The 18,816-nt window shown below is 54.1% G+C and carries 16 protein-coding genes and 1 rRNA gene; 6 read left to right on the forward strand and 11 right to left on the reverse strand.

All coding sequences use genetic code 11. The features are described from left to right. Positions 1-428, reverse strand: a 16S ribosomal RNA gene (locus AYI87_RS20700); the annotation flags it as partial. Between the two features lie 659 nt (positions 429-1,087). Next, positions 1,088-1,642 carry a D-glycero-beta-D-manno-heptose 1,7-bisphosphate 7-phosphatase gene (gmhB, locus tag AYI87_RS20705; RefSeq protein ID WP_144204466.1) on the reverse strand — a complete coding sequence of 185 codons (555 nt, stop codon included), beginning with the start codon at positions 1,640-1,642 and terminating at the stop codon, positions 1,088-1,090. 173 nt (positions 1,643-1,815) lie between these two features. Here gmhB and AYI87_RS20710 point away from each other — a divergent pair, with 173 nt between their 5' ends. Continuing rightward, positions 1,816-3,135, forward strand: coding sequence for an aminopeptidase P N-terminal domain-containing protein (locus AYI87_RS20710; protein ID WP_144204467.1), 1,320 nt, complete (start codon positions 1,816-1,818; stop codon positions 3,133-3,135). A gap of 66 nt (positions 3,136-3,201) precedes the next feature. On the opposite strand, the gene AYI87_RS20715 is transcribed toward AYI87_RS20710, so the two are convergent. The 3 genes from AYI87_RS20715 to AYI87_RS20725 form a co-directional block, all read right to left on the reverse strand. Then, a complete protein-coding gene (locus tag AYI87_RS20715) occupies positions 3,202-3,783 on the reverse strand; it encodes a uracil-DNA glycosylase family protein (protein WP_144204468.1) in 582 nt (193 codons plus the stop codon). A 162-nt stretch (positions 3,784-3,945) separates the two neighbouring features. After that, entirely contained in the window at positions 3,946-5,268 is a 1,323-nt protein-coding gene (locus tag AYI87_RS20720) for an NAD(P)/FAD-dependent oxidoreductase (protein ID WP_260865200.1), read from the reverse strand. Between the two features lie 14 nt (positions 5,269-5,282). Beyond that, on the reverse strand, positions 5,283-6,323 hold the full coding sequence (locus AYI87_RS20725) for a proline racemase family protein (protein ID WP_144204470.1): 1,041 nt from the start codon (positions 6,321-6,323) through the stop codon (positions 5,283-5,285). 203 nt (positions 6,324-6,526) lie between these two features. Between AYI87_RS20725 and dapA the strand changes: the two genes are divergently transcribed. The 5 genes from dapA (at position 6,527) to AYI87_RS20750 (ending at position 12,001) form a co-directional block, all read left to right on the forward strand. Beyond that, positions 6,527-7,441 (forward strand): 4-hydroxy-tetrahydrodipicolinate synthase, encoded by a 915-nt coding sequence (gene dapA, locus AYI87_RS20730; protein ID WP_144204471.1) that lies wholly within the window; start codon positions 6,527-6,529, stop codon positions 7,439-7,441. A 20-nt stretch (positions 7,442-7,461) separates the two neighbouring features. Then, positions 7,462-8,463: a 4-hydroxyproline epimerase gene (locus AYI87_RS20735; protein ID WP_144204472.1), complete on the forward strand. Its 1,002-nt coding sequence runs from the start codon at positions 7,462-7,464 to the stop codon at positions 8,461-8,463. Positions 8,464-8,489: 26 nt separating this feature from the next. Next, entirely contained in the window at positions 8,490-10,055 is a 1,566-nt protein-coding gene (locus AYI87_RS20740; RefSeq protein ID WP_144204473.1) for an aldehyde dehydrogenase (NADP(+)), read from the forward strand. 106 nt (positions 10,056-10,161) lie between these two features. Further along, complete coding sequence (locus AYI87_RS20745; protein WP_144204474.1) at positions 10,162-10,833, forward strand: GntR family transcriptional regulator; 672 nt, start codon at positions 10,162-10,164, stop codon at positions 10,831-10,833. 100 nt (positions 10,834-10,933) lie between these two features. Further along, positions 10,934-12,001, forward strand: coding sequence for a ketoacyl-ACP synthase III (locus AYI87_RS20750; protein ID WP_144204475.1), 1,068 nt, complete (start codon positions 10,934-10,936; stop codon positions 11,999-12,001). A gap of 101 nt (positions 12,002-12,102) precedes the next feature. On the opposite strand, the gene AYI87_RS20755 is transcribed toward AYI87_RS20750, so the two are convergent. From AYI87_RS20755 to AYI87_RS20780, 6 genes are all read right to left on the reverse strand, one after another. Then, a complete protein-coding gene (locus tag AYI87_RS20755; RefSeq protein ID WP_144204476.1) occupies positions 12,103-12,693 on the reverse strand; it encodes a lecithin retinol acyltransferase family protein in 591 nt (196 codons plus the stop codon). Positions 12,694-12,847: 154 nt separating this feature from the next. After that, complete coding sequence (locus AYI87_RS20760; protein ID WP_260865201.1) at positions 12,848-13,480, reverse strand: exonuclease domain-containing protein; 633 nt, start codon at positions 13,478-13,480, stop codon at positions 12,848-12,850. Between the two features lie 48 nt (positions 13,481-13,528). Then, the gene (locus AYI87_RS20765; protein WP_144204477.1) at positions 13,529-15,376 is read right to left on the reverse strand and encodes a DUF294 nucleotidyltransferase-like domain-containing protein; all 1,848 of its coding nucleotides are present in this window, start codon (positions 15,374-15,376) and stop codon (positions 13,529-13,531) included. 121 nt (positions 15,377-15,497) lie between these two features. Continuing rightward, positions 15,498-16,118, reverse strand: coding sequence for a class I SAM-dependent methyltransferase (locus AYI87_RS20770; RefSeq protein ID WP_144204478.1), 621 nt, complete (start codon positions 16,116-16,118; stop codon positions 15,498-15,500). 137 nt (positions 16,119-16,255) lie between these two features. Then, positions 16,256-17,974, reverse strand: coding sequence for a sodium:solute symporter family protein (locus AYI87_RS20775; protein WP_144204479.1), 1,719 nt, complete (start codon positions 17,972-17,974; stop codon positions 16,256-16,258). 11 nt (positions 17,975-17,985) lie between these two features. After that, positions 17,986-18,252, reverse strand: a complete 267-nt coding sequence (locus AYI87_RS20780) for a DUF4212 domain-containing protein (RefSeq protein WP_011866169.1) — start codon at positions 18,250-18,252, stop codon at positions 17,986-17,988. Positions 18,253-18,816 lie beyond the last annotated feature (564 nt).

Genomic DNA, 18,816 nt, shown 5'->3' on the forward strand with positions numbered 1-18,816 from the left:
CAACCCGAAGGCCTTCTTCACACACGCGGCATGGCTGCATCAGGCTTGCGCCCATTGTGCAATATTCCCCACTGCTGCCTCCCGTAGGAGTCTGGGCCGTGTCTCAGTCCCAGTGTGGCTGATCATCCTCTCAGAACAGCTAGGGATCGTCGCCTAGGTGAGCCATTACCTCACCTACTAGCTAATCCCACCTAGGTACATCCAATCGCAGAAGGCCCGAAGAGCCCCTCTTTTCCCCCGTAGGGCGTATGCGGTATTAGCAGTCGTTTCCAACTGTTATCCCCCTCGACTGGGCAGTTCCCTAGGCATTACTCACCCGTCCGCCGCTCGTCAGCAAAGTAGCAAGCTACTTTCTGTTACCGCTCGACTTGCATGTGTTAGGCCTGCCGCCAGCGTTCAATCTGAGCCATGATCAAACTCTTCAATTAAAAGTTTTTTTGACTCTCACTCAATAAAGAGTAAAGAATCGACTCAATGAATTCTGATTCACATAAATGACTCGGAAGAATCATTTATGTGTTTGTACATATTGCTATGAACACTCATCGTCGCATTGAGATTTAAATCGTTTTCGATTAACTCAATACCTGTGAGTGTCCACACAGATTACTTGATAAATTGTTAAAGAGCGTGCCCATGGTGCCTTAAACACCTCATGAGCGCTAGCGCATCTCGGCAGTTCCAAGTGGCTAGGGCTGCGTATTCTACTCAGGGCGACCGAAGCGTCAAGGCCTTTTCTTAGATTGTTTTATAAATTCAGCCCAAATGCTCAAATATCGAACAACGTGACGAAATAGCCATCAGAAAAGGCACTTTTTGAGGAATGATATAGTGATTTTCGGTCACTAGACTCGTCTAATCTAGTCGAAATAAACGAGCAAAAGGGCGATTCTGACTAGATTCGCCCATCAAAGGCATATAAAGGCGACTTAATAGCTATTGATGACAGCCACAGATAACACATTCATCAGATAACACATTCATCAGATAACACATTCATCAGATAACACATTCATCAGATAACACATTCATCAGATAACGACTTAATCCGATAATGACTTCATCACTAGCTTATAAGGACTTGTAACTAGTTTAGCGACGCCAGGTAAGCCGGCACCTCGGCGATAGAGTCTAAAACGACAGTAGCCGCGGCGATGGCTTCATCTGTTACCGTTTTGCCTGTGCGAACTAAGATACGGGTCGGTACCCCTGCGGCCTCGGCGGCTAGCATATCGTCACGCTTATCCCCCACCATGACAGAGCGGCTCAGGTCTATCTTTAAAAACTGCGCCGCACTCTTGAGCATGCCGGGTTTAGGCTTACGACAATCACAGTCCTGTTTATACTCGCCAATGCCTTTTTCACTGTGATGAGGACAGTAATAGATGCCATCGAGGTCGACACCCTTATCGGCAAAGTTCCAGTCCATCCATTCGGTCAGACTGTGAAACTGATCTTCAGTGTAGAGTCCACGGGCGATGCCCGACTGATTGGTCACCACCACCAGCTTATAGCCTTGCTGCTTTAACGCGGCGCACGCATCGAATACTCCTTCGACATATTCGAAATCATCGACCTGATGCACATAACCATGGTCGATATTAATCACTCCATCTCTATCCAGGAAAACGGCACGATTCACGAAAACTTCCCCAATCCGACTGAATCTAAAAATTAGTTGATCATTATTATCACACTTGAATCAACAAAATGCACCGAACAATCACGAATAAAGTCGACCGGGACTAGAAATGAATAAAATATACAAATATAGTTAAGCCATTCGCATACCGCTATAAAGAGATAGGGATAGAGATGCCCGCAAACAGCCAATACGCAATTAGACGCCAACACCTGATGGATAGCCTACCCGAGGATAGCTTTGTGCTCCTCGTGGGTTATCAGCAAAAGGTACGCAGCAAGAACATCAAGTATCACTTTCGCCAAGACAATGATTTTCTCTACCTGACAGGTTTTAACGAGCCCGACGCGGTCGCCCTGCTCTATCGTGGCCCGCAAGACGAGATAATTTATACCTTGCTCTGCCGCCCAAAGGATCCCCAACAAGAGGTCAGCTTCGGCGCCAGAGCCGGCATTACCGGTGCCATCGAACATTTTGGCGCCACCCAGGCGTTTGATATCGCCGAGCTAGAGAGCGTCATCGCCTCCAGCCTCACTCATCAAACTCAGGTATTTATCAGCGACGAGCTGGGCCGCTTTAATCATAAATTGCTGGAATGGTGTAACGCCCAGCGTCAAGGCAGCGCCTTCGATACGCCTAAATGCTTTCGCAGCATCACGCCGCTGGCCAAGCACCTGCACCCACTGAGGGTTATCAAAGATGAGAGCGAGCAGGCGGCGATCCGCGCCGCAGTTAACGCCTCCATCGACGGCCATAAGGCGGTAATGGCTGCCTGCCGCGCCGAGATAAATGAGGCGCAGCTTGCCGCCACCTTTAATTTTGCCATCGCCGCCCACGGTGCTAACGAAGTGGCCTACCCCAACATAGTGGCGGCGGGCGACAACGCCTGCTGCCTGCATTATGAAGAAAACTGCTGTCAGACCCAATCCGGTCAGATGCTACTGATCGATGCCGGCGCCGAGCTCAATCACTACGCCGCCGATATCACCCGCAGCTATCCGGTAGATGGCCGCTTTACTCAGGCGCAAAAAGCGATCTACCAGCTCGTGCTCGATGCCCTCGATGCCGCCATCGCCAGAGTCAAACCAGGCACGCCCTGGAATCACCTCTATGAGACCTGTATGCAAGTGATGGCCCGGGGCCTCATCGAACTCGGGCTATTACAGGGGAGCTATGAGGAGGTGATGGCCAGCGAAAGTTACAAACGCTTCACTGTGCATAAGACGGGACACTGGTTGGGGATGGACGTCCACGACGTCGGCCCCTATCACGATGAGGATGGCCAGTGGCGCAAGCTTGAGCCTGGGATGATCTTTACCATAGAACCCGGCATCTATATTCCGGCATCGGCCACAGATCTACCTGAAGCCTATCGCGGCATGGGGATCCGCATCGAAGATGATATCCTGGTCACCGCTGACGGCCATGAAAACCTGTCAGAGCGGGTACCTAGGTCGATTGCCGAGATCGAGGCCTTCATGGCGCGCGGCTAGTTTTTAATGACACAGCATTAGGGTTCTAATGACTCAAGGTTTCTTAGGCTTAGAACTCTAAAGACGCTATTGCGCGAGAGCGTTCGTCACTCTTGCTTTGAGCACGGGCAATAATTCGGCTTCAAACCAGGGGTTACGCCTGAGCCAAAGATTATTGCGAGGGCTGGGATGCGGTAGCGGCATTATGTGGCTGCCATGTTGTTGCCAGCCTTGCACACATTCAGTCACGCCGCCACACTGCTTACCGAAATGATAGGCCTGGGCATATTGGCCAATCACCAGAGTTAATTGAATATTCTTAAGATGTGCCAGCAGAGGTTCTCGCCAGGCGGGCGCACATTCGCCCCTTGGCGGCAGATCCCCAGAGCGTCCCTTCCCCGGATAGCAAAAGCCCATGGGGACGATGGCTAACAAGTTTGGATCGTAAAACTGCTCGCGTTTAACCCCCAGCCAATCCCTAAGCCGGTCACCGCTGGGATCGTCAAAGGGAAGCCCGCTGGCCGCGGCCTTAGTGCCCGGCGCCTGACCGACAATCAACACCTTGGCGTCCGATGCCGCCTGCAACACGGGCCGCAGCTTATGGCTAAGATGCGGCTGGCAGATCTGACAGCGGGCAATACGCTCTAGTAGGTGTTCTAAGGTTTCCATAAAGGCTCCGGCAAAATATTATTAGCCACTATAATGCTACAGCAATGCCAAAGCTAAAGCGCAATCGAATCTTTACCGAGATGCGATCTTTCAGACCATGCCCCGCCTTTCTTTTTATCTACTTTGTCCTTAAATCACTAAGTATGTCTCTTAGTGTGCCGCTTAAAATCGGTCGATGCGGTAAGGGGTCATATCCACCTGAGTCTTCTCTTCTTTGATGGTCTCCGCCATAAGTTGTGCACTAAAGGCGGCCCAGGTGAGTCCCAGGTGTTGGTGACCAAAGGCAAAGAAGATCTTATCACTCTTGGGTGAAGCGCCCAGTACAGGCAGGGAATCAGGCAGCGACGGTCTAAAGCCCATCCAGCGCTCCCCCTGGGAGGTTTTAGCACTGGCCAATACATCTGGCAGCAGCGCCTTAGCATGGGGCAGCAGACAGTCGGCCCTGGCCTCGACCAGCGGCGCCTTGAGACCGCCAAATTCAACCGTACCAGCCAGACAGGTCCCCCGGTTCATGGGGGTGATGATGAACTTACGCTCAAATGAAGCAACCGGCCGCTGCAGAAGGCTTTGCTGTGGCATCATCAGATGATAGCCACGCTCGGTTTCCAGCGGCACCTTAAAGCCAAGTTGCAGCGCCAAAGGCTTAGACCAGGCGCCGGCGCTGAGCAGCAACTTATCGCTTTGATAGCATACTCCGCTAGCGACTCTGACGTTGACACCTTTCTCTTCCTTATCTCCCTGACATTCAGCAGCTAACTGGGTCACCTCAGCGATCACCAGCTCGCCCCCCAGTTTCTCAAACTGCGTCGCTAAACGATGACACAGCTCGGCCGGGTCCGGCGTATGGCCAACCTCGGTAAACCACAGTCCGTGATTAATGTTGGGGCTGAGATCTGGCTCTAGCGCCCTCACCTCTTCACCACTAATTAGCTTCACCGCCACGCCGGCATCGCGGTAGCTCTTGTATACGCGCTCGACCTCGATAAAAGGCGTCAGCTCAAACACCAATAGACTGCCCTCGAGTTTGAGTAGCTCGGAGCAGCCACACTCGCGCACCAGTTGTTGCCAGGCATGGATACTCTTTTGATTTAAGGCCTTGATCGCCGCCGAGTTATGGGCGCGTTTTGCGGGCAACATATTGACTAAGAAGCGCATAAACCAAGGCAAGGCCTTGAGGAAATAGCGCGGCTGAATGCGAAACGGCCCTAATGGGTCGAGCAACATGCCGGGCAGTTTGGGGAGCATAGCCGGGTCGGCCAGGGGGAACACCTGCTCAGTGGCGAAGTGGCCCGCATTACCAAAGGAGGCGCCCGCCGCCACCCCTTGCTTGTCGATGACGCGCACGCTAAAGCCTGCCTTTTGCAGGGCGATGGCATTGGCAAGCCCTATAATGCCAGCACCTATGACAGTGACATCCACGTTTCGGGTAGAGGCAGCGCTGGCCTGTGAGGCTTTATCCTGGTCTGTTAACTCTTGGTTTGTCATGTGATTAGCCTCGATCATCTGAGCATAAATCCCTGCTGAAACTGATCCTTAGGATCTAAGATAAACTCATGACGCCCGGTAATAAAGGCGCGGCCGCTCACCTCTGGGATCACCGCCGCCTTGCCATAAAATTCGGCGTTATCCAGCGCGCTGACCTGCATGGCGCCATCGACTATACTCTCAATCTTCAGGCGCTCGCCCAGTGCAACCTCGCCTCGAGCGTGAAGTATAGCTATTCGACCCGCAACCCCTGTTCCCGTTGGCGAGCGATCCACCTCGCCATCGGCAAAGACGCACACATGGCGCGAGTGGGCATCCGCGGAGCTGGTCTTACTCGAGGTAAAGATGGTGCCGTAGAGAAAGCCTAAATCCGCTTCTAATGGATGAGCTAACGGATGCTGAGCCATTACAGCATGCTTGATGCGACGTCCCCAATCGATCAGCTGGGCGACATTTTCCGGCGCGCAGCTTAACCCCAGCGCATCGGCATCGACATAAGCATAGTAGGCGCCGCCGAAGCCGATATCGTAAGCCACCTCGCCTATGCCATCGACGATTACGTGACAATCCAGCGCCTCGGCCCAGGAAGGCACGTTACGAAAACTCACCTTGAGCTCACCCGTCTCATCACGATAGGCCTTTGCATGGATTAGCCCTGCCGGCGCATCTATCTTTATCTCTCTTGGCGTATCGCCAAGCACTAGGGTGCCCGTCTCGACCGCCACTTTTACCAAGGCCAAGATGCCGTGACCGCACATGCTGCTGTATCCCTCGTTATGGAGAAACAGCACGCCAAAATCGGCACCTGGGGTGATAGGCGCAGTGATGATGGCGCCGTACATGTCGGCATGGCCCCTGGGCTCATGCATCAAGAGCTTACGATAATGGTCCAGATGCGCCGTGAGATATCTGCGTTTGGCCAATATGGTGTCTCCAGGGATCTCGGGATATCCCTCCAGCAGGATCCGCAACGGCTCGCCTTCGGTGTGAGCGTCGAGGGTCTTAAATCGGGTACAAGCATTGAGAAAGCTAGGACTTAAATCTAATAGGCGCATCGGGACTTCCTTTGTTATTATTTGTATGCAATATATAGTATTTACCGGTGAGAGATAAAAACATAAATAGCGGCAATCTCACCAAGGGGCTTTTCTTCCTCTTAAAATTGTATACAATATACTATAGCTTTTGGTAAACGCCAAAACTTGATATCACTTTTTCGCCGCGCACGTTGCACGGCAATATCTATAGAGGTCTGAACATGAAAGTAAACTGGCAAGGTGTATTCCCAGCAATTTCTACCCAATTTAATGACGATGGTTCGATCAACTATGAGTCGAACGCAAGAATGCTGGAAGACCTCATTCGTGACGGTATCGATGGGGTGATCGCCCTGGGTACCATAGGCGAGAACGCCTCCCTTTCTCCGGAAGAAAAACGTGAATTTATCAAGCACACGGTCGAGACGGTCAATGGCCGCATCCTGGTGCTCTCTGGCTGCACCGAAAACACGGCCCAGCAGGCGGCGAAATACGCCCAAGATGTCGAGGCGCTCGGCGTCGATGGCCTGATGTTACTGCCCGCCATGATCTACCGCGGCACAGACCGTGAGGTGATAGCCCACTATCAACACGTGGCGCGCTCGACCAAACTGCCAATCATGATCTACAACAACCCTGTGGGTTATGGCGTCGACATCAACCTGGAGATGACCGCAGTGCTGGCCGAAGAGCCAAACATAGTGGCCATCAAGGAATCGACCACAGATACCCGCCGTCTCACCGAGTTGCAGAGCCGTTTCGGCGATCGTTTCAACATCCTCTGCGGTGTCGACGATATTGCGCTGGAGAGCATTTTGCTGGGCGCCACAGGTTGGATCTCCGGCCTAACCAATGTGTTCCCAAGAGAATCTGTTACTCTGTTTAAACTGGCCCGTGCCGGCCGTATCGAAGAAGCCCGTGAGATCTACCGCTGGTTCATGCCGCTGCTACGCCTGGACACCATTCCGACCCTGGTACAGTGCATCAAGTTTGCCGAGCAGATCGTCGGCCGCGGCAGCGAAAATGTGCGCCTGCCTCGTATGACCTTGATCGGTGACGAGCGTGCCTATGTGGAAAAGGTGATGGCCGAAGCCTTGGCTACCCGCTTGGATCTCGACAAGTACAACCTCAACTAAATCTAGGGAGTATGGCATAGATGTTAAAAGGTACCTTCTTTTGCGTCGATGCTCATACCTGCGGCAACCCGGTCCGTTTGGTCACCAGTGGCCATCCGGACCTCAAGGGTCGCACTATGAGCGAAAAGCGCCAGGATTTCCTGGCGCAGTATGACTGGATCCGCAAGGCGCTGATGTTTGAACCCAGGGGCCACGACATGATGTCCGGCGCCTTCCTCTACCCCCCTTGCAGCGACAACGCCGATGCCGCCATCCTGTTTATCGAGACCAGCGGCTGCCTGCCCATGTGTGGCCACGGCACCATAGGCACCATCACAGCCGCGCTCGAGTCTGGCCTGTTAACCCCCAAGATGCCGGGTCAGCTCACCATAGACGTGCCCGCCGGGCAAATTAAGGTGCAGTACCAGCAAACCGGCGCCAAGGTGGATTGGGTCAAGATATTCAACGTACCCGCCTATCTGGCCCATAAAGATGTGGTGCTGGATATCCCAGGCCTTGGGCCGCTCAAGATAGATGTCTCCTACGGCGGTAACTACTACGCCATCGTCGATCCCCAGGCCAACTTCCCTGGCCTGCGCCACTGGAACGCCGGCGATATCCTGCGCTGGAGCCCGATCGTGCGCGAAATCGCCCACAACACCCTTAGCTGCGTGCACCCAGACGACCCCACGGTCAACGGCGTCTCCCACGTGCTCTGGACCGGCGACACCATCAGCGAAGGCTCAAACGGCGCTAATGCTGTGTTTTATGGCGACAAGGCGATCGACCGTTCACCCTGCGGCACAGGCACCAGCGCCCGTCTGGCTCAGCTCTATAGCCGCGGCGAGCTCAAGGTCGGCGATGAGTACACCCATGAGAGCATCATAGGCAGCCAGTTTGTCGGCCGCATCGAAGCCGCCACCAAGGTTGGCGCGTTTGACGCCATCATGCCAAGTATCAAGGGCTGGGCGCGGATCACCGGGCACAACGCCATCACGGTCGACGATGACGATCCCTATGCCTTCGGATTTCAGGTGGTCTAACGGGCCACCTCAAAAGGACAATAGCAATGACACTAAGCATCACCAACAGATTAACCGGCCAGCATTACATCAATGGCGAGTGGCAGGGCGAAGCCTCCGCCTTTCAAAGCTTTAACCCCGTCGCCAATACGCCAATTGCCTGGCACTTTGCCTGCGCGGACGATGAGCAGCTCGCACTGGCCACCAAGGCGGCTGAACAGGCCTTTAACAGCTATCGCAACAAGAGCGACAGCGAACGCGCCGCCTTTCTGAGCGCCATTGCCGAGCATATCGAGGCCGACAAAGAGGCGATCATAGAAGCCGCCCACCTCGAAACCGGCCTGCCTCTAGCCAGATTACAGGGCGAAACCGGGCGCACCTGTGGTCAGCTGCGCCTGTTTGCCCAAAACCTTGTTAACCCGATAGAGCAGTCGGTTGCCGACATGGCGCAACCAGAGCGTCAGCCGCTACCAAAGCCAGATACCCGCCTAGGCAAGGTTGCCTTAGGGCCTGTGGCCGTCTTCGGCGCCTCTAACTTCCCGCTGGCATTTTCCACCGCAGGGGGCGATACCGCATCGGCGCTCGCCGCAGGTTGCCCCGTTATCGTCAAGGGCCACCCGGCGCACCCGGCCACCAGCGAGCTGGTCACCCAGGCCATAGAAAAGGCGATTAAGGCTTGCGACATGCCCGCCGGCGTATTTAGTCTGCTGCAGGGACACACCCCGGACCTCTCGACGGGCTTGGTCGAGGCGCCAGAGATCAAGGCGGTGGGCTTCACCGGCTCGTTAAAGGTAGGCCGCATCCTAGCCGATCGCTGCGCGGCCCGCCCCGAGCCTATTCCCTTCTATGGTGAACTTGGCTCTACCAATCCACAATTCCTACTGCCAGAGATACTCGCCGAGCAGGCAGAGACGCTGGCCGAGATTCAGGTGCAATCTATGATGATGGGCCATGGTCAGTTCTGCACCAGCCCAGGGGTGATTGTCGCCGTCAAGGGCGAGGCGCTGACCCGCTACTGCGATAGACTCAGCCAGACCCTGGCCGAACAAGCCGCCAGTGCCATGCTCACCCCTGGCATCGCCGCCACCTATCAGCAGCAGACAGAGGCACTGCTGGCACACCCGCAGCTGACGCTACTTGCTCAGGGCAAGGCAGCCGAGGCCAGCCACCATACCCGCCCGGCGGCGGTAAAGGTGGATGCGGCAGGTTATCTGGCCGACAGCGCCCTACAACAAGAGGTCTTTGGTCCCTTCGCGATAGTGGTCGAGTGCCAGGAAGCCGCGCAGATGCAGGCCGTTGCCGAGCAGCTCGAGGGGCAACTTACCGCCACGCTTCATGGCAACGAGGGCGATTGGGCTCATGCCCATAGCCTGGTGGATGCCATAGGTCAGCGTGTCGGCAGGCTTATCTTCAATCAGATGCCAACAGGCGTCGAGGTGTGTCACTCGATGAACCATGGCGGGCCCTACCCTGCCAGCACCGACAGTCGCAGCACCTCGGTGGGCAGCATGGCGATACACCGCTGGACACGGCCCATCTGCTATCAAAACATGCCAACCGCTTTGCTGCCCGAAGCATTGCGAGATGGACAAAGTCTCCTAAAGCGCTTCTAACAGGCATATTAAATAAAGGGAAACCACGGTTTCCCTTTATTTATAGTGCTATAAGCGGTAATCTTATGCGGATCACATATAATAACGAAAAGACATTACGGGAACTATGAGCCGAACAACTCCAATCGTTCATAAAACGCGCACCCAGGTCGTGGTGGAAGTCTTAAGAGAGAAAATCCTTTCAGGCGAAATTGCCGCCGGCGAACCATTACGCCAGAGCGCCTTAGCCGAGGCACTGAACGTCAGTCGCATCCCGGTCAGAGAAGCCCTGCTGCAACTCGAAGCCGAAGGACTCGTAAAGTTTGAAGCCCATAAGGGCGCTACTGCCACCGAATTGTCGGTCGATCAGGTCACCGAGCTGTTTGAGCTAAGGGCCCTTATCGAAACCGATCTGCTTGCCAAGGCGATCCCTAATCTCGATGAGGAGATGCTGGCTCAGGCCCAGGGTTACCTGGATGAACTGGAGGCCGCTTTCCAACAAGAAGATGCCGTGAGCAGCTGGAGCGAACTCAATACCAAGTTCCACTCCTGCCTGTATCAGGCGGCCGACCGTCCTCACACCATGGAAGTGGTACACGGTCTAAATACCAACTGTGATCGCTACATACGTCTACAGCTACTGCTGGCAGGCGGCATCCCCAGAGCGGCGCAAGATCATAGAGACTTGCTCACCTACTGTCGTAACCAAGAGATTGACAAGGCAGTAACGCTTCTGAGAGACCATATATTACATGCAGCCAATGCCATACGTGAGCTGGTTGCCCAACAGGTGAGCTAAATCACTGTAGCTTGCTTGACTTATTGCTAGGCTTATTAGATTAGTTTGATAAGGCAGAGCTGATGTACTCTGCCTTTTTATTTTTTGAGAGAATATACAGATGCAGTACGCCACCATTACCGGCTGGGGAAAATGTGTTCCCCCCGCAACGCTCACCAACCATGATCTTGCCACTTTTATCGACACTTCCGATGAATGGATTAAGCCGCGTACTGGGATCAGTCAGCGACACATCAGCCATGTCAACACCTCTGAGCTGGCAACCGTTGCCGCACAGCGTGCCCTGGCCGCTGCCGGTATTAAGGGTGAAGAGATAGATCTTATCATCCTGGCCACCGCCAGCCCTGATACGCTGATTCCAAACATAGCCTCTACTGTACAGGCCAACATCGGCGCCAGCTGCGGTGCATTCGATATTAACGCCGCCTGTAGTGGTTTCCTCTACGGCTTAGGTTTGGCCAGCTCACAGATCAAGAGCGGTCAGTCGAAGAAGGTATTGGTGATCGGCGCCGAGCGTCTCTCCTTCTACCTCGACTGGTCTCGCCGCGAAACCGCGGTACTCTTCGGTGACGGCGCAGGTGCCGTAGTAGTCGAAGCCACAGATCAGCCTGGCGGCGTATTGGGCTATGAGCTCAACAACGACCCAGCCGGTCGCGACATCCTCAAGGCGGGCTTTGGTACCGCCATGGACAGATTCAATGCCGCATCGCTGGATTTCTATATCGAGTTCAACGGCCAAGAGATCTTTAAACGCGCCATCGCGGGTATGGGCAAGCTAAGTACCACAGTGCTGGAAAAATGCGGCGTCGACAAAGATGATGTGGATCTGGTGATCCCACACCAAGCAAACGAGCGCATTATCGATACCCTGATCAACCGCATGAAGATCCCGAAAGAGAAGGCAGTGGTGAATATCGCCAACTACGGCAACACCTCGGCGGCCACTATCCCTATCGCCATCTGCGATGCGCTGGAGAAGGGACTGATTAAGCCAAATCAAACCATCTTGTCTTGCGCCTTCGGTGCTGGCCTGACCTCGGCCGCAGTGCTGTTCAAATGGGGCGAGCGCGTGACACCGATCAGCAAATCGGATGCCGAGCTACCGCCATGCGATCAGACAGGCATCGAGCTGGTAAAACGCGCAGTGAACTACTTCTGCGGTGAATAATCGTCAGATTGGAAACAGAAAATGCCGACATCATGTCGGCATTTTTTTTAGCTTAAGACTTAATGAATTGACCTTCGAACCAGTCCCAAGCTAAGCCTTTCTTAATCGCGTTTCGCTATTGCCGCCTCATCCCAATAGATCGCCTGGGCGAAATGGCCGGCCAGCAGACGATTAAACTTATCGAAACTTGAGATACTCAGCTCCTCGCCGGTAAGACAATACCAGACGAAGCGATGGCAGTTGTTATCAAAGAGATCATAGTCGCGATACTGATAGATGGCCTGCTGCGCCCTCTCCAGCACAGATTCACCGATTAAGGGTCTATGTTGATGGTCACAGGCGACGAAGATACGGCTACCGGTGCGCCCCGCCAAGAAACGCTTAGATGACACAGGCCGGATCAGACCGCTGCCGTGCAGCTCTACTAAGGTATCGTCGCCAAGCCAGATACCGGTATGCTCTATCACCCCGAAGACGAAGCAACACACCAGGGCACCGGGGGGCGGCGTGACCTTGACCTCACCGAGGTGCAACACACTGGGCGCGAGCGGGCTCACCCGCTTACCCTCTGGCGCCTTGGGCGCACGGCCTAACCGTCTGTCTAAGGTCAACTGTCGTTGTTTCTGCTTGGCGTCGGCGATAAAGGCGGCCCCCAGGGCGGCCCCGCCGAGCCAGAGTAAAGGAAGCGCCATGATTAACCTCTTTGCTTATTACTTATGCCATGACTTAGGCCATAGCCGGACAATACCAATTAAATGGATCCGTCCAAGCTCCTGTCTCTATTGAGATAATGGCGGAAAGTCGCCAAAGATAAAGGCGCAAAATGTAACCAAGTATAACCAGGTATTAAGGCAGCAGCTCGGCGATCTTTACCTTAGTTGCGCCGCCCATGGCCGCCACCTGTGCCAGCAGCAACTCGCCGCAGGCCAGCGCGTCGATGAGCGCGTTATGAGCCGCATACACGGGCAGACCATATCGGGCGCGGCTGCGCCCCAGGCGAAGACTGCCCTCTTGCAGATGTTCCTGTTGTCTCAGCAGGCGCTGCTTCTCGAGCAACAGGGTATCTATGGCGAGCAGGCGCGGCTTCTCTCCCAAACAGGCCTGCAGCCCAGATTGTAAGAAGGCGAGATCCAGCGGCGCATGGTGGGCTACCAACACCTTGCCCTCACTCACGGATAAAAACCAGGCCATCGCCTGTTCAGGGGTCAAGGCCGAATCCAGATGGGTATCTAAGATGCCGTGTATAGTGGCGCTCTGGCCGACACTGCCCTCAATCTGCACCAGCTTATGCTGCGCCTCACTGAGAATAAGCTGCCCCTGGCGGATAGGCACCACGCCGATACTCAAGATCTGATCGAAGCTGGCATTGAGTCCCGTCATCTCGAGATCTATGGCAAGCAGCTCCACCTCCACAAATGGCTTATTGATAACCGGCATCAGCGCCTGCTGATAGACCTTGAGCCCGGCATCTTTTGCCATCAGGGCTCGCCAACAGAGCTGCGATCTGACCTTAATTCCTGCCAGCACCTAGAAGCTCCGGGTAAATTTAAGTTTTAGACCCGCCTGCGCGTCATGCACCACCTTGAAGGCGTCGCGCAGCTGATGACGCACCAGGGAGGAGAGCTGTTGTGGCATCAAATAGTTCGTGAGGGGCTGGTTATGGGTATACTGATAGCCCTGATTGGACAGGCGCATGTGGGCGATAAACTCGTGGGCATCGGCGAGATTCAGGGCATCTTTGCGATTGATGATGTTCTGCTCCATCAGCAGGCGAATGCGCTTGGCGGTATTCACCTCGCTAATGCCCGCCGACAGGGCGTAGACTCTAGCGATATCGTTGATAAGCGCGCTGCCCTTGTGCTTGAGATCGATCCCCTTCACCTCCTGGCCGTCACGCTCCAGGACAAACTTCTTGAAAAAGCCCAGCGGCGGCGACACCTGCAATGCGTTGCCCGCCATACCCGCGAGGAAGATATCGTTATCCTTGGTGGATTCCAGCACCTGAGACTGCAGCCCTTCAAACAGGCTCGACGGGCCATAGACGCAGCGCATATCGAAAAAGATGCTGGCGTGCATCAAGGCCTTGGGCTCGGGGTGCTCGACCCAGTTGGCAAACTTCTGTTGCCACTGAGCCAGCGTCATTCGCCATTTGGGGTTCTGCGCCATGATATCCCCAGGGCAATAGACATAACCGCAGCGATCCAGTCCGGCGCAGACCGCCTTGGTCAGGGCCTCGAAATACCCCTGGGCATGCTCGTCCATCTCATGTGCCAGCAAGAGGCCGTTATCCTGATCCGAGCAGGCCGCCTGATCCTGCCGCCCCTGAGAGCCAAATGCCAGCCAGCAAAATGGCATGGGCGCCTGACCAAGAATCTGCTGATTGAGCACGATCAGCCGCCGGGTCAAGGCATCGGTTACCGAGGTCAGCACCCTGCCTATCTCCTCGGCCCTGGCATCGGCGCTGATGAGGTTTTGCAGCAACAGCGGGATCTGCTTGGAGACATGGATCAGGCTCTCGAGATCATGCTGACGCTCTATCTCGCCGATCAGCAGCAAGGGCTGCGAGCTCTGGCCCCGCAAAATATCGGTGCTGGTGATCACCCCTATGGGGTGTCCCTCGTCCATGATAGGCAGATGGTGAATGTTGTGCTGGCTCATCAACAACATGGCCTCGAACACCAGGGCATTGGCGCTCAGGGTGGTCGGGGTTACCGTCATCGCCTGGTGCACAGGTAGGCTGCCGTCGAGGGACTCGGCCAGCACGCGGTTACGCAGATCCCTGTCGGTGAGGATCCCCGCAAGCTTATGGTTATCTATGATAAGTACCGAGGAGACCCGGTTATCCCGCATCAAGCGGGCGGCGTCGCTGACACTGGCATTGATATCCAGACACAGGGGCTGCTTGGACATCAGGCTGCTGACTCTGTTGGTGGAGCCAAGCTCCTTGGCCTTGAATCGCCCCTGATGGCGCAGTCGCTTGGCGAAGGCGCGGTTAAAGAAGCGATCGAACTCGCGGCTCTCGCTTCTCAGTTGATTAAAGGTTTCCGGGTCCAGGTGGTACACCAGGCCATCTTCGAGGATCTGTACTCTGTTACTCACCATCTCACCGGAAAGCAGCGAGGGAAAACCGAAGAAATCGCCGTCACCGAGACGGTCAATGAGATCGCCATCTTCGCCGCGCACCTCGAAGGCACCGCTGCGGACGATATAGAGCTGGGGGTTGTCGGCATCCAGCGGGACATAGACGGAGGAGCGGCTGTAATAACCGACGGTGAGGGCGCGGCAGCAACGCTCCAGAGTCTGCTCAGATAGGCTGTCAAAGGGCGTCAGCTGGCCAAGAAATTGGGTAATAGGTTGCAGTTCGCTCGCGTCCATGATCTCCCTCTTACGTTATGGTCGGCATCTCGCCCTATAATCTCGCCAAGCATCGGCCGTTCTATTCACTATAGCCTTAACAAACAAACTCTTGCTATACGACTAAAGGCCAGCCGATTCCCTAACGCCGCCTGGCAATGATGAAGAGATCCACATCGCCCCGCTCGGGATAGTCCTGACGATGGCAGCTTAGCAGCTCAAAACCTGCCGAACTCAGCTCAGCGCTGAGCCACTCGCCGCAGTGATAATAGATGAAGGCCTGATCGCCGCTGCTTGAGGTCTGCAGCTTTGAGGCGGCATAATCGCCCTCCATGGTGCTCAAATAGAGCAGCCCACCAGCATTCAGCCTTCTTGCCATCGCCTGGATCAAGGCCTTGGCCTCCTCTTTATTGAGGTAAGGCAAGCAAAATCCACACACTATGGCATCAAACATCTTAGTTAAACTGTCGATAGCCAGGCAGTCCATCACCTCAAACTTGCCGGTGGGATTATTCTCTCTTGCCAGGCTCACCATCTGCGGCGCCAGATCTGTCCCCAAATAATCAAGCTGAGGATGACGCGCTAACAGATAGCGGGCGATGTTACCCGGGCCGCAGGCAAGCTCCAGCACCTTGTCTTGCTTGCCGAGTAACTCACTCAAGCGAGCATAGGTGGGCTCGTAGAGCGGCATCTGCATATATTTATCCTGATACTGGCGCGCCAGCTTATTAAAGGTCGCCACAGATAATTGATAGTTACTCACCCCTACTCCCCCGAAAACGCCAAACATAAACTCTAAACACAAACCCTGAGACTGCCAGATAAGCAAAAGGTAAATCAATAAGATATGAAATAAAAAAGGGAGCGCATTGCGCTCCCTAGGTCGATAAGTTTATCAACTTAGTGGTCGTGGGCCTCACCGGCTCCCTTAGGGAAGCGGATTGATTCCACCATATCAACCACATTCTGTGGTACCGCAGCCGTTACCTTGCTGACGATAAAGGCTACCGCGAAGTTGATGATCATCCCCAGCATACCTATACCTTCTGGCGAGATACCAAACAACCAGTTCGCCGCGTTGTTATCACCTGGGTTCACAAACTTGAAGTAGATGATGTAGCTTGCCGAGAACAGCAGACCCGTCACCATACCAGCAATGGCGCCCTCTTTATTCATGGTACGAGAGAAGATACCCATGATGATCGCCGGGAAGAGTGACGATGCCGCCAGACCGAAGGCGATTGCCACCACGGCCGCTACGAAGCCTGGAGGATTGATACCGAAGTAACCCGCCATGACGATACCAAGCGCCGCAGCGATACGGGCATAGAGCAGCTCCTGCTTATCCGAGATATCCGGCATGAAGTTCTTCTTCAACAGGTCGTGCGATACCGACGTTGAAATAACCAGTAGCAGACCCGCAGAAGTTGACAGCGCCGCCGCCAGACCACCTGCCGCAACCAGTGCGATCACCCATGCTGGAAGATTAGCGATCTCAGGGGTAGCCAGTACCATGATGTCGCGGTCGATCTTCATCTCATTGGTTTCACCCTTGGCATAGTAGATCTTGCCGTCGTTGTTCTTATCGTCCCACTTGATCAGACCTGTCTTCTCCCAGTTCTTGATCCAATCTGGCGCCGTTTCATAAGCCACACCCGTTGACTCAGGACCATTGATTGTCTCAATCATGTTCACGCGAGAGAAGGCGGCCAGTGCAGGAATAGTGGTGTACATGATGGCGATAAACACCAATGCCCAACCGGCTGAGACACGTGCATCTTTTACCTTAGGCACGGTGAAGAAGCGAACGATAACGTGTGGCAGACCCGCAGTACCGAACATAAGTGCGCCCGTGATGAAGAATACGTCGATCATCCCCTTAGAGCCCTCGGTGTACTGAGAGAAGCCAAGCTGAGCAGACAGACCGTCGAGCTTCTCAAGCAGATAGGTGCCGGTGCCATTGCCCGCGGCATCCACCAACTCGGCACCGAAGCCAAGCTGCGGCAGGATATGGCCTGTCATCATCACAGAGATGAAGATGGCTGGAACCATGAAGGCGAAGATCAATACACAGTACTGAGCCACCTGGGTATAGGTAATGCCCTTCATGCCGCCGAGTACTGCGTAGAAGAAGACCACGGCCATCCCGATATAAACGCCGGTATCGACCTCTACTTCCAAGAAGCGTGAGAATACCACGCCCACACCGCGCATCTGACCGGCGATGTAGGTGAAACAGATGAAGATGGCACAGACTACCGCAACGGTACGGGCCGCCTGGGAGTAGTAACGATCACCGATAAAGTCGGGCACGGTAAACTTGCCAAACTTACGTAGGTAAGGTGCCATACAGAGCGCGAGCAGCACATAACCGCCAGTCCAGCCCATCAGGTAGACGGAACCGTCATAACCGACGAAGGAGACGATACCCGCCAGTGAAATAAAAGACGCCGCCGACATCCAGTCTGCCGCGGTGGCCATACCATTCATCACAGGGTGTACGCCACCGCCAGCAACATAGAACTCTTTGGTTGAGCCGGCGCGAGACCAGATCGCAATGCCGATATAGAGGGCAAAGGTAAAGCCCACTATCAAATAGGTTAACGTTTGAACATCCATCTCATTGCTCCTTAGTCTTCATGAACATTGTATTTTTTGTCCAGCGCATTGGCTTTCGCCACGTAGACAAAAATCAGTGCAACGAATACATACATGGCCCCCTGCTGAGCAAACCAGAAGCCCAGTTTGAAGCCCATGAAATGGATCTCATTGAGTACATCGACCAATAAAATACCGCAGCCAAATGACACTGCAGCCCAAATTGCTAGCAGTCCGAGCACTAGACGTAAATTTTCACGCCAGTAACCTTCTGCCTTTTCGTTATTTTCAAAAGCCATTGCGACTCCCCTGTGCTGATTATTATTAAGTCATGGATTAATCTAGCAAGCGCAGTCATTAGGACAATCGCGACTTTGGTCTAACGCCAGCGTCAACCTGAGCGCAAATTAAAACATTTTCGTTACAAAACAATAAGATCAAAGTTGACGCTGGCGTAAACCTATAATTTTCATAGGCTTGCAAACTAGACTAAGGTCGAACAGAATTGTTAAAGGAATGTACAAAAAAGCTGTAGCGCGCCGCTTGATTTTGAAAATGGGAACGGTTGGTTTTGAATACGGTCGCGGGTCGCAGGGTTTTGAAAATCTAAGTTCGGAAGGTTTTGAACCACCTTTAAACCTCCCTTAACACTCGTTGAAAATCGCGCAACCTAGATACCCCTGCTACTTGTATCGAACTCAAACTTCTGATTTAATCAATTTCATTGATGTTGGCTCAAGTCCTGATGTCAATATTCCTCGCATCCATTGATGCTAAAATATTTCAGAAATACCCTTAATTTTTAACTGCTTGGCCGCATCCATTGATGCTTAAATATCACGCCACATAAGGCATCTGTTTGC

The sequence above is a fragment of the Shewanella sp. KCT genome, from assembly GCF_007636505.1.
GTDB lineage: Bacteria > Pseudomonadota > Gammaproteobacteria > Enterobacterales > Shewanellaceae > Shewanella > Shewanella halotolerans.

Excerpts from the sequence above, each read along its gene's own strand:
- AYI87_RS20745 (WP_144204474.1), top strand. The coding sequence starts at position 10,162 with ATGAGCCGAACAACTCCAATCGTTCATAAAACGCGCACCCAGGTCGTG.
- AYI87_RS20715 (WP_144204468.1), bottom strand. The coding sequence starts at position 3,783 with ATGGAAACCTTAGAACACCTACTAGAGCGTATTGCCCGCTGTCAGATC.
- AYI87_RS20775 (WP_144204479.1), bottom strand. The coding sequence starts at position 17,974 with ATGGATGTTCAAACGTTAACCTATTTGATAGTGGGCTTTACCTTTGCC.
- AYI87_RS20780 (WP_011866169.1), bottom strand. The coding sequence starts at position 18,252 with ATGGCTTTTGAAAATAACGAAAAGGCAGAAGGTTACTGGCGTGAAAAT.
- AYI87_RS20740 (WP_144204473.1), top strand. The coding sequence starts at position 8,490 with ATGACACTAAGCATCACCAACAGATTAACCGGCCAGCATTACATCAAT.
- AYI87_RS20760 (WP_260865201.1), bottom strand. The coding sequence starts at position 13,480 with ATGGCAAAAGATGCCGGGCTCAAGGTCTATCAGCAGGCGCTGATGCCG.
- AYI87_RS20720 (WP_260865200.1), bottom strand. The coding sequence starts at position 5,268 with ATGACAAACCAAGAGTTAACAGACCAGGATAAAGCCTCACAGGCCAGC.
- AYI87_RS20725 (WP_144204470.1), bottom strand. The coding sequence starts at position 6,323 with ATGCGCCTATTAGATTTAAGTCCTAGCTTTCTCAATGCTTGTACCCGA.
- AYI87_RS20735 (WP_144204472.1), top strand. The coding sequence starts at position 7,462 with ATGTTAAAAGGTACCTTCTTTTGCGTCGATGCTCATACCTGCGGCAAC.
- AYI87_RS20765 (WP_144204477.1), bottom strand. The coding sequence starts at position 15,376 with ATGGACGCGAGCGAACTGCAACCTATTACCCAATTTCTTGGCCAGCTG.
- AYI87_RS20750 (WP_144204475.1), top strand. The coding sequence starts at position 10,934 with ATGCAGTACGCCACCATTACCGGCTGGGGAAAATGTGTTCCCCCCGCA.
- AYI87_RS20710 (WP_144204467.1), top strand. The coding sequence starts at position 1,816 with ATGCCCGCAAACAGCCAATACGCAATTAGACGCCAACACCTGATGGAT.
- AYI87_RS20755 (WP_144204476.1), bottom strand. The coding sequence starts at position 12,693 with ATGGCGCTTCCTTTACTCTGGCTCGGCGGGGCCGCCCTGGGGGCCGCC.
- dapA (WP_144204471.1), top strand. The coding sequence starts at position 6,527 with ATGAAAGTAAACTGGCAAGGTGTATTCCCAGCAATTTCTACCCAATTT.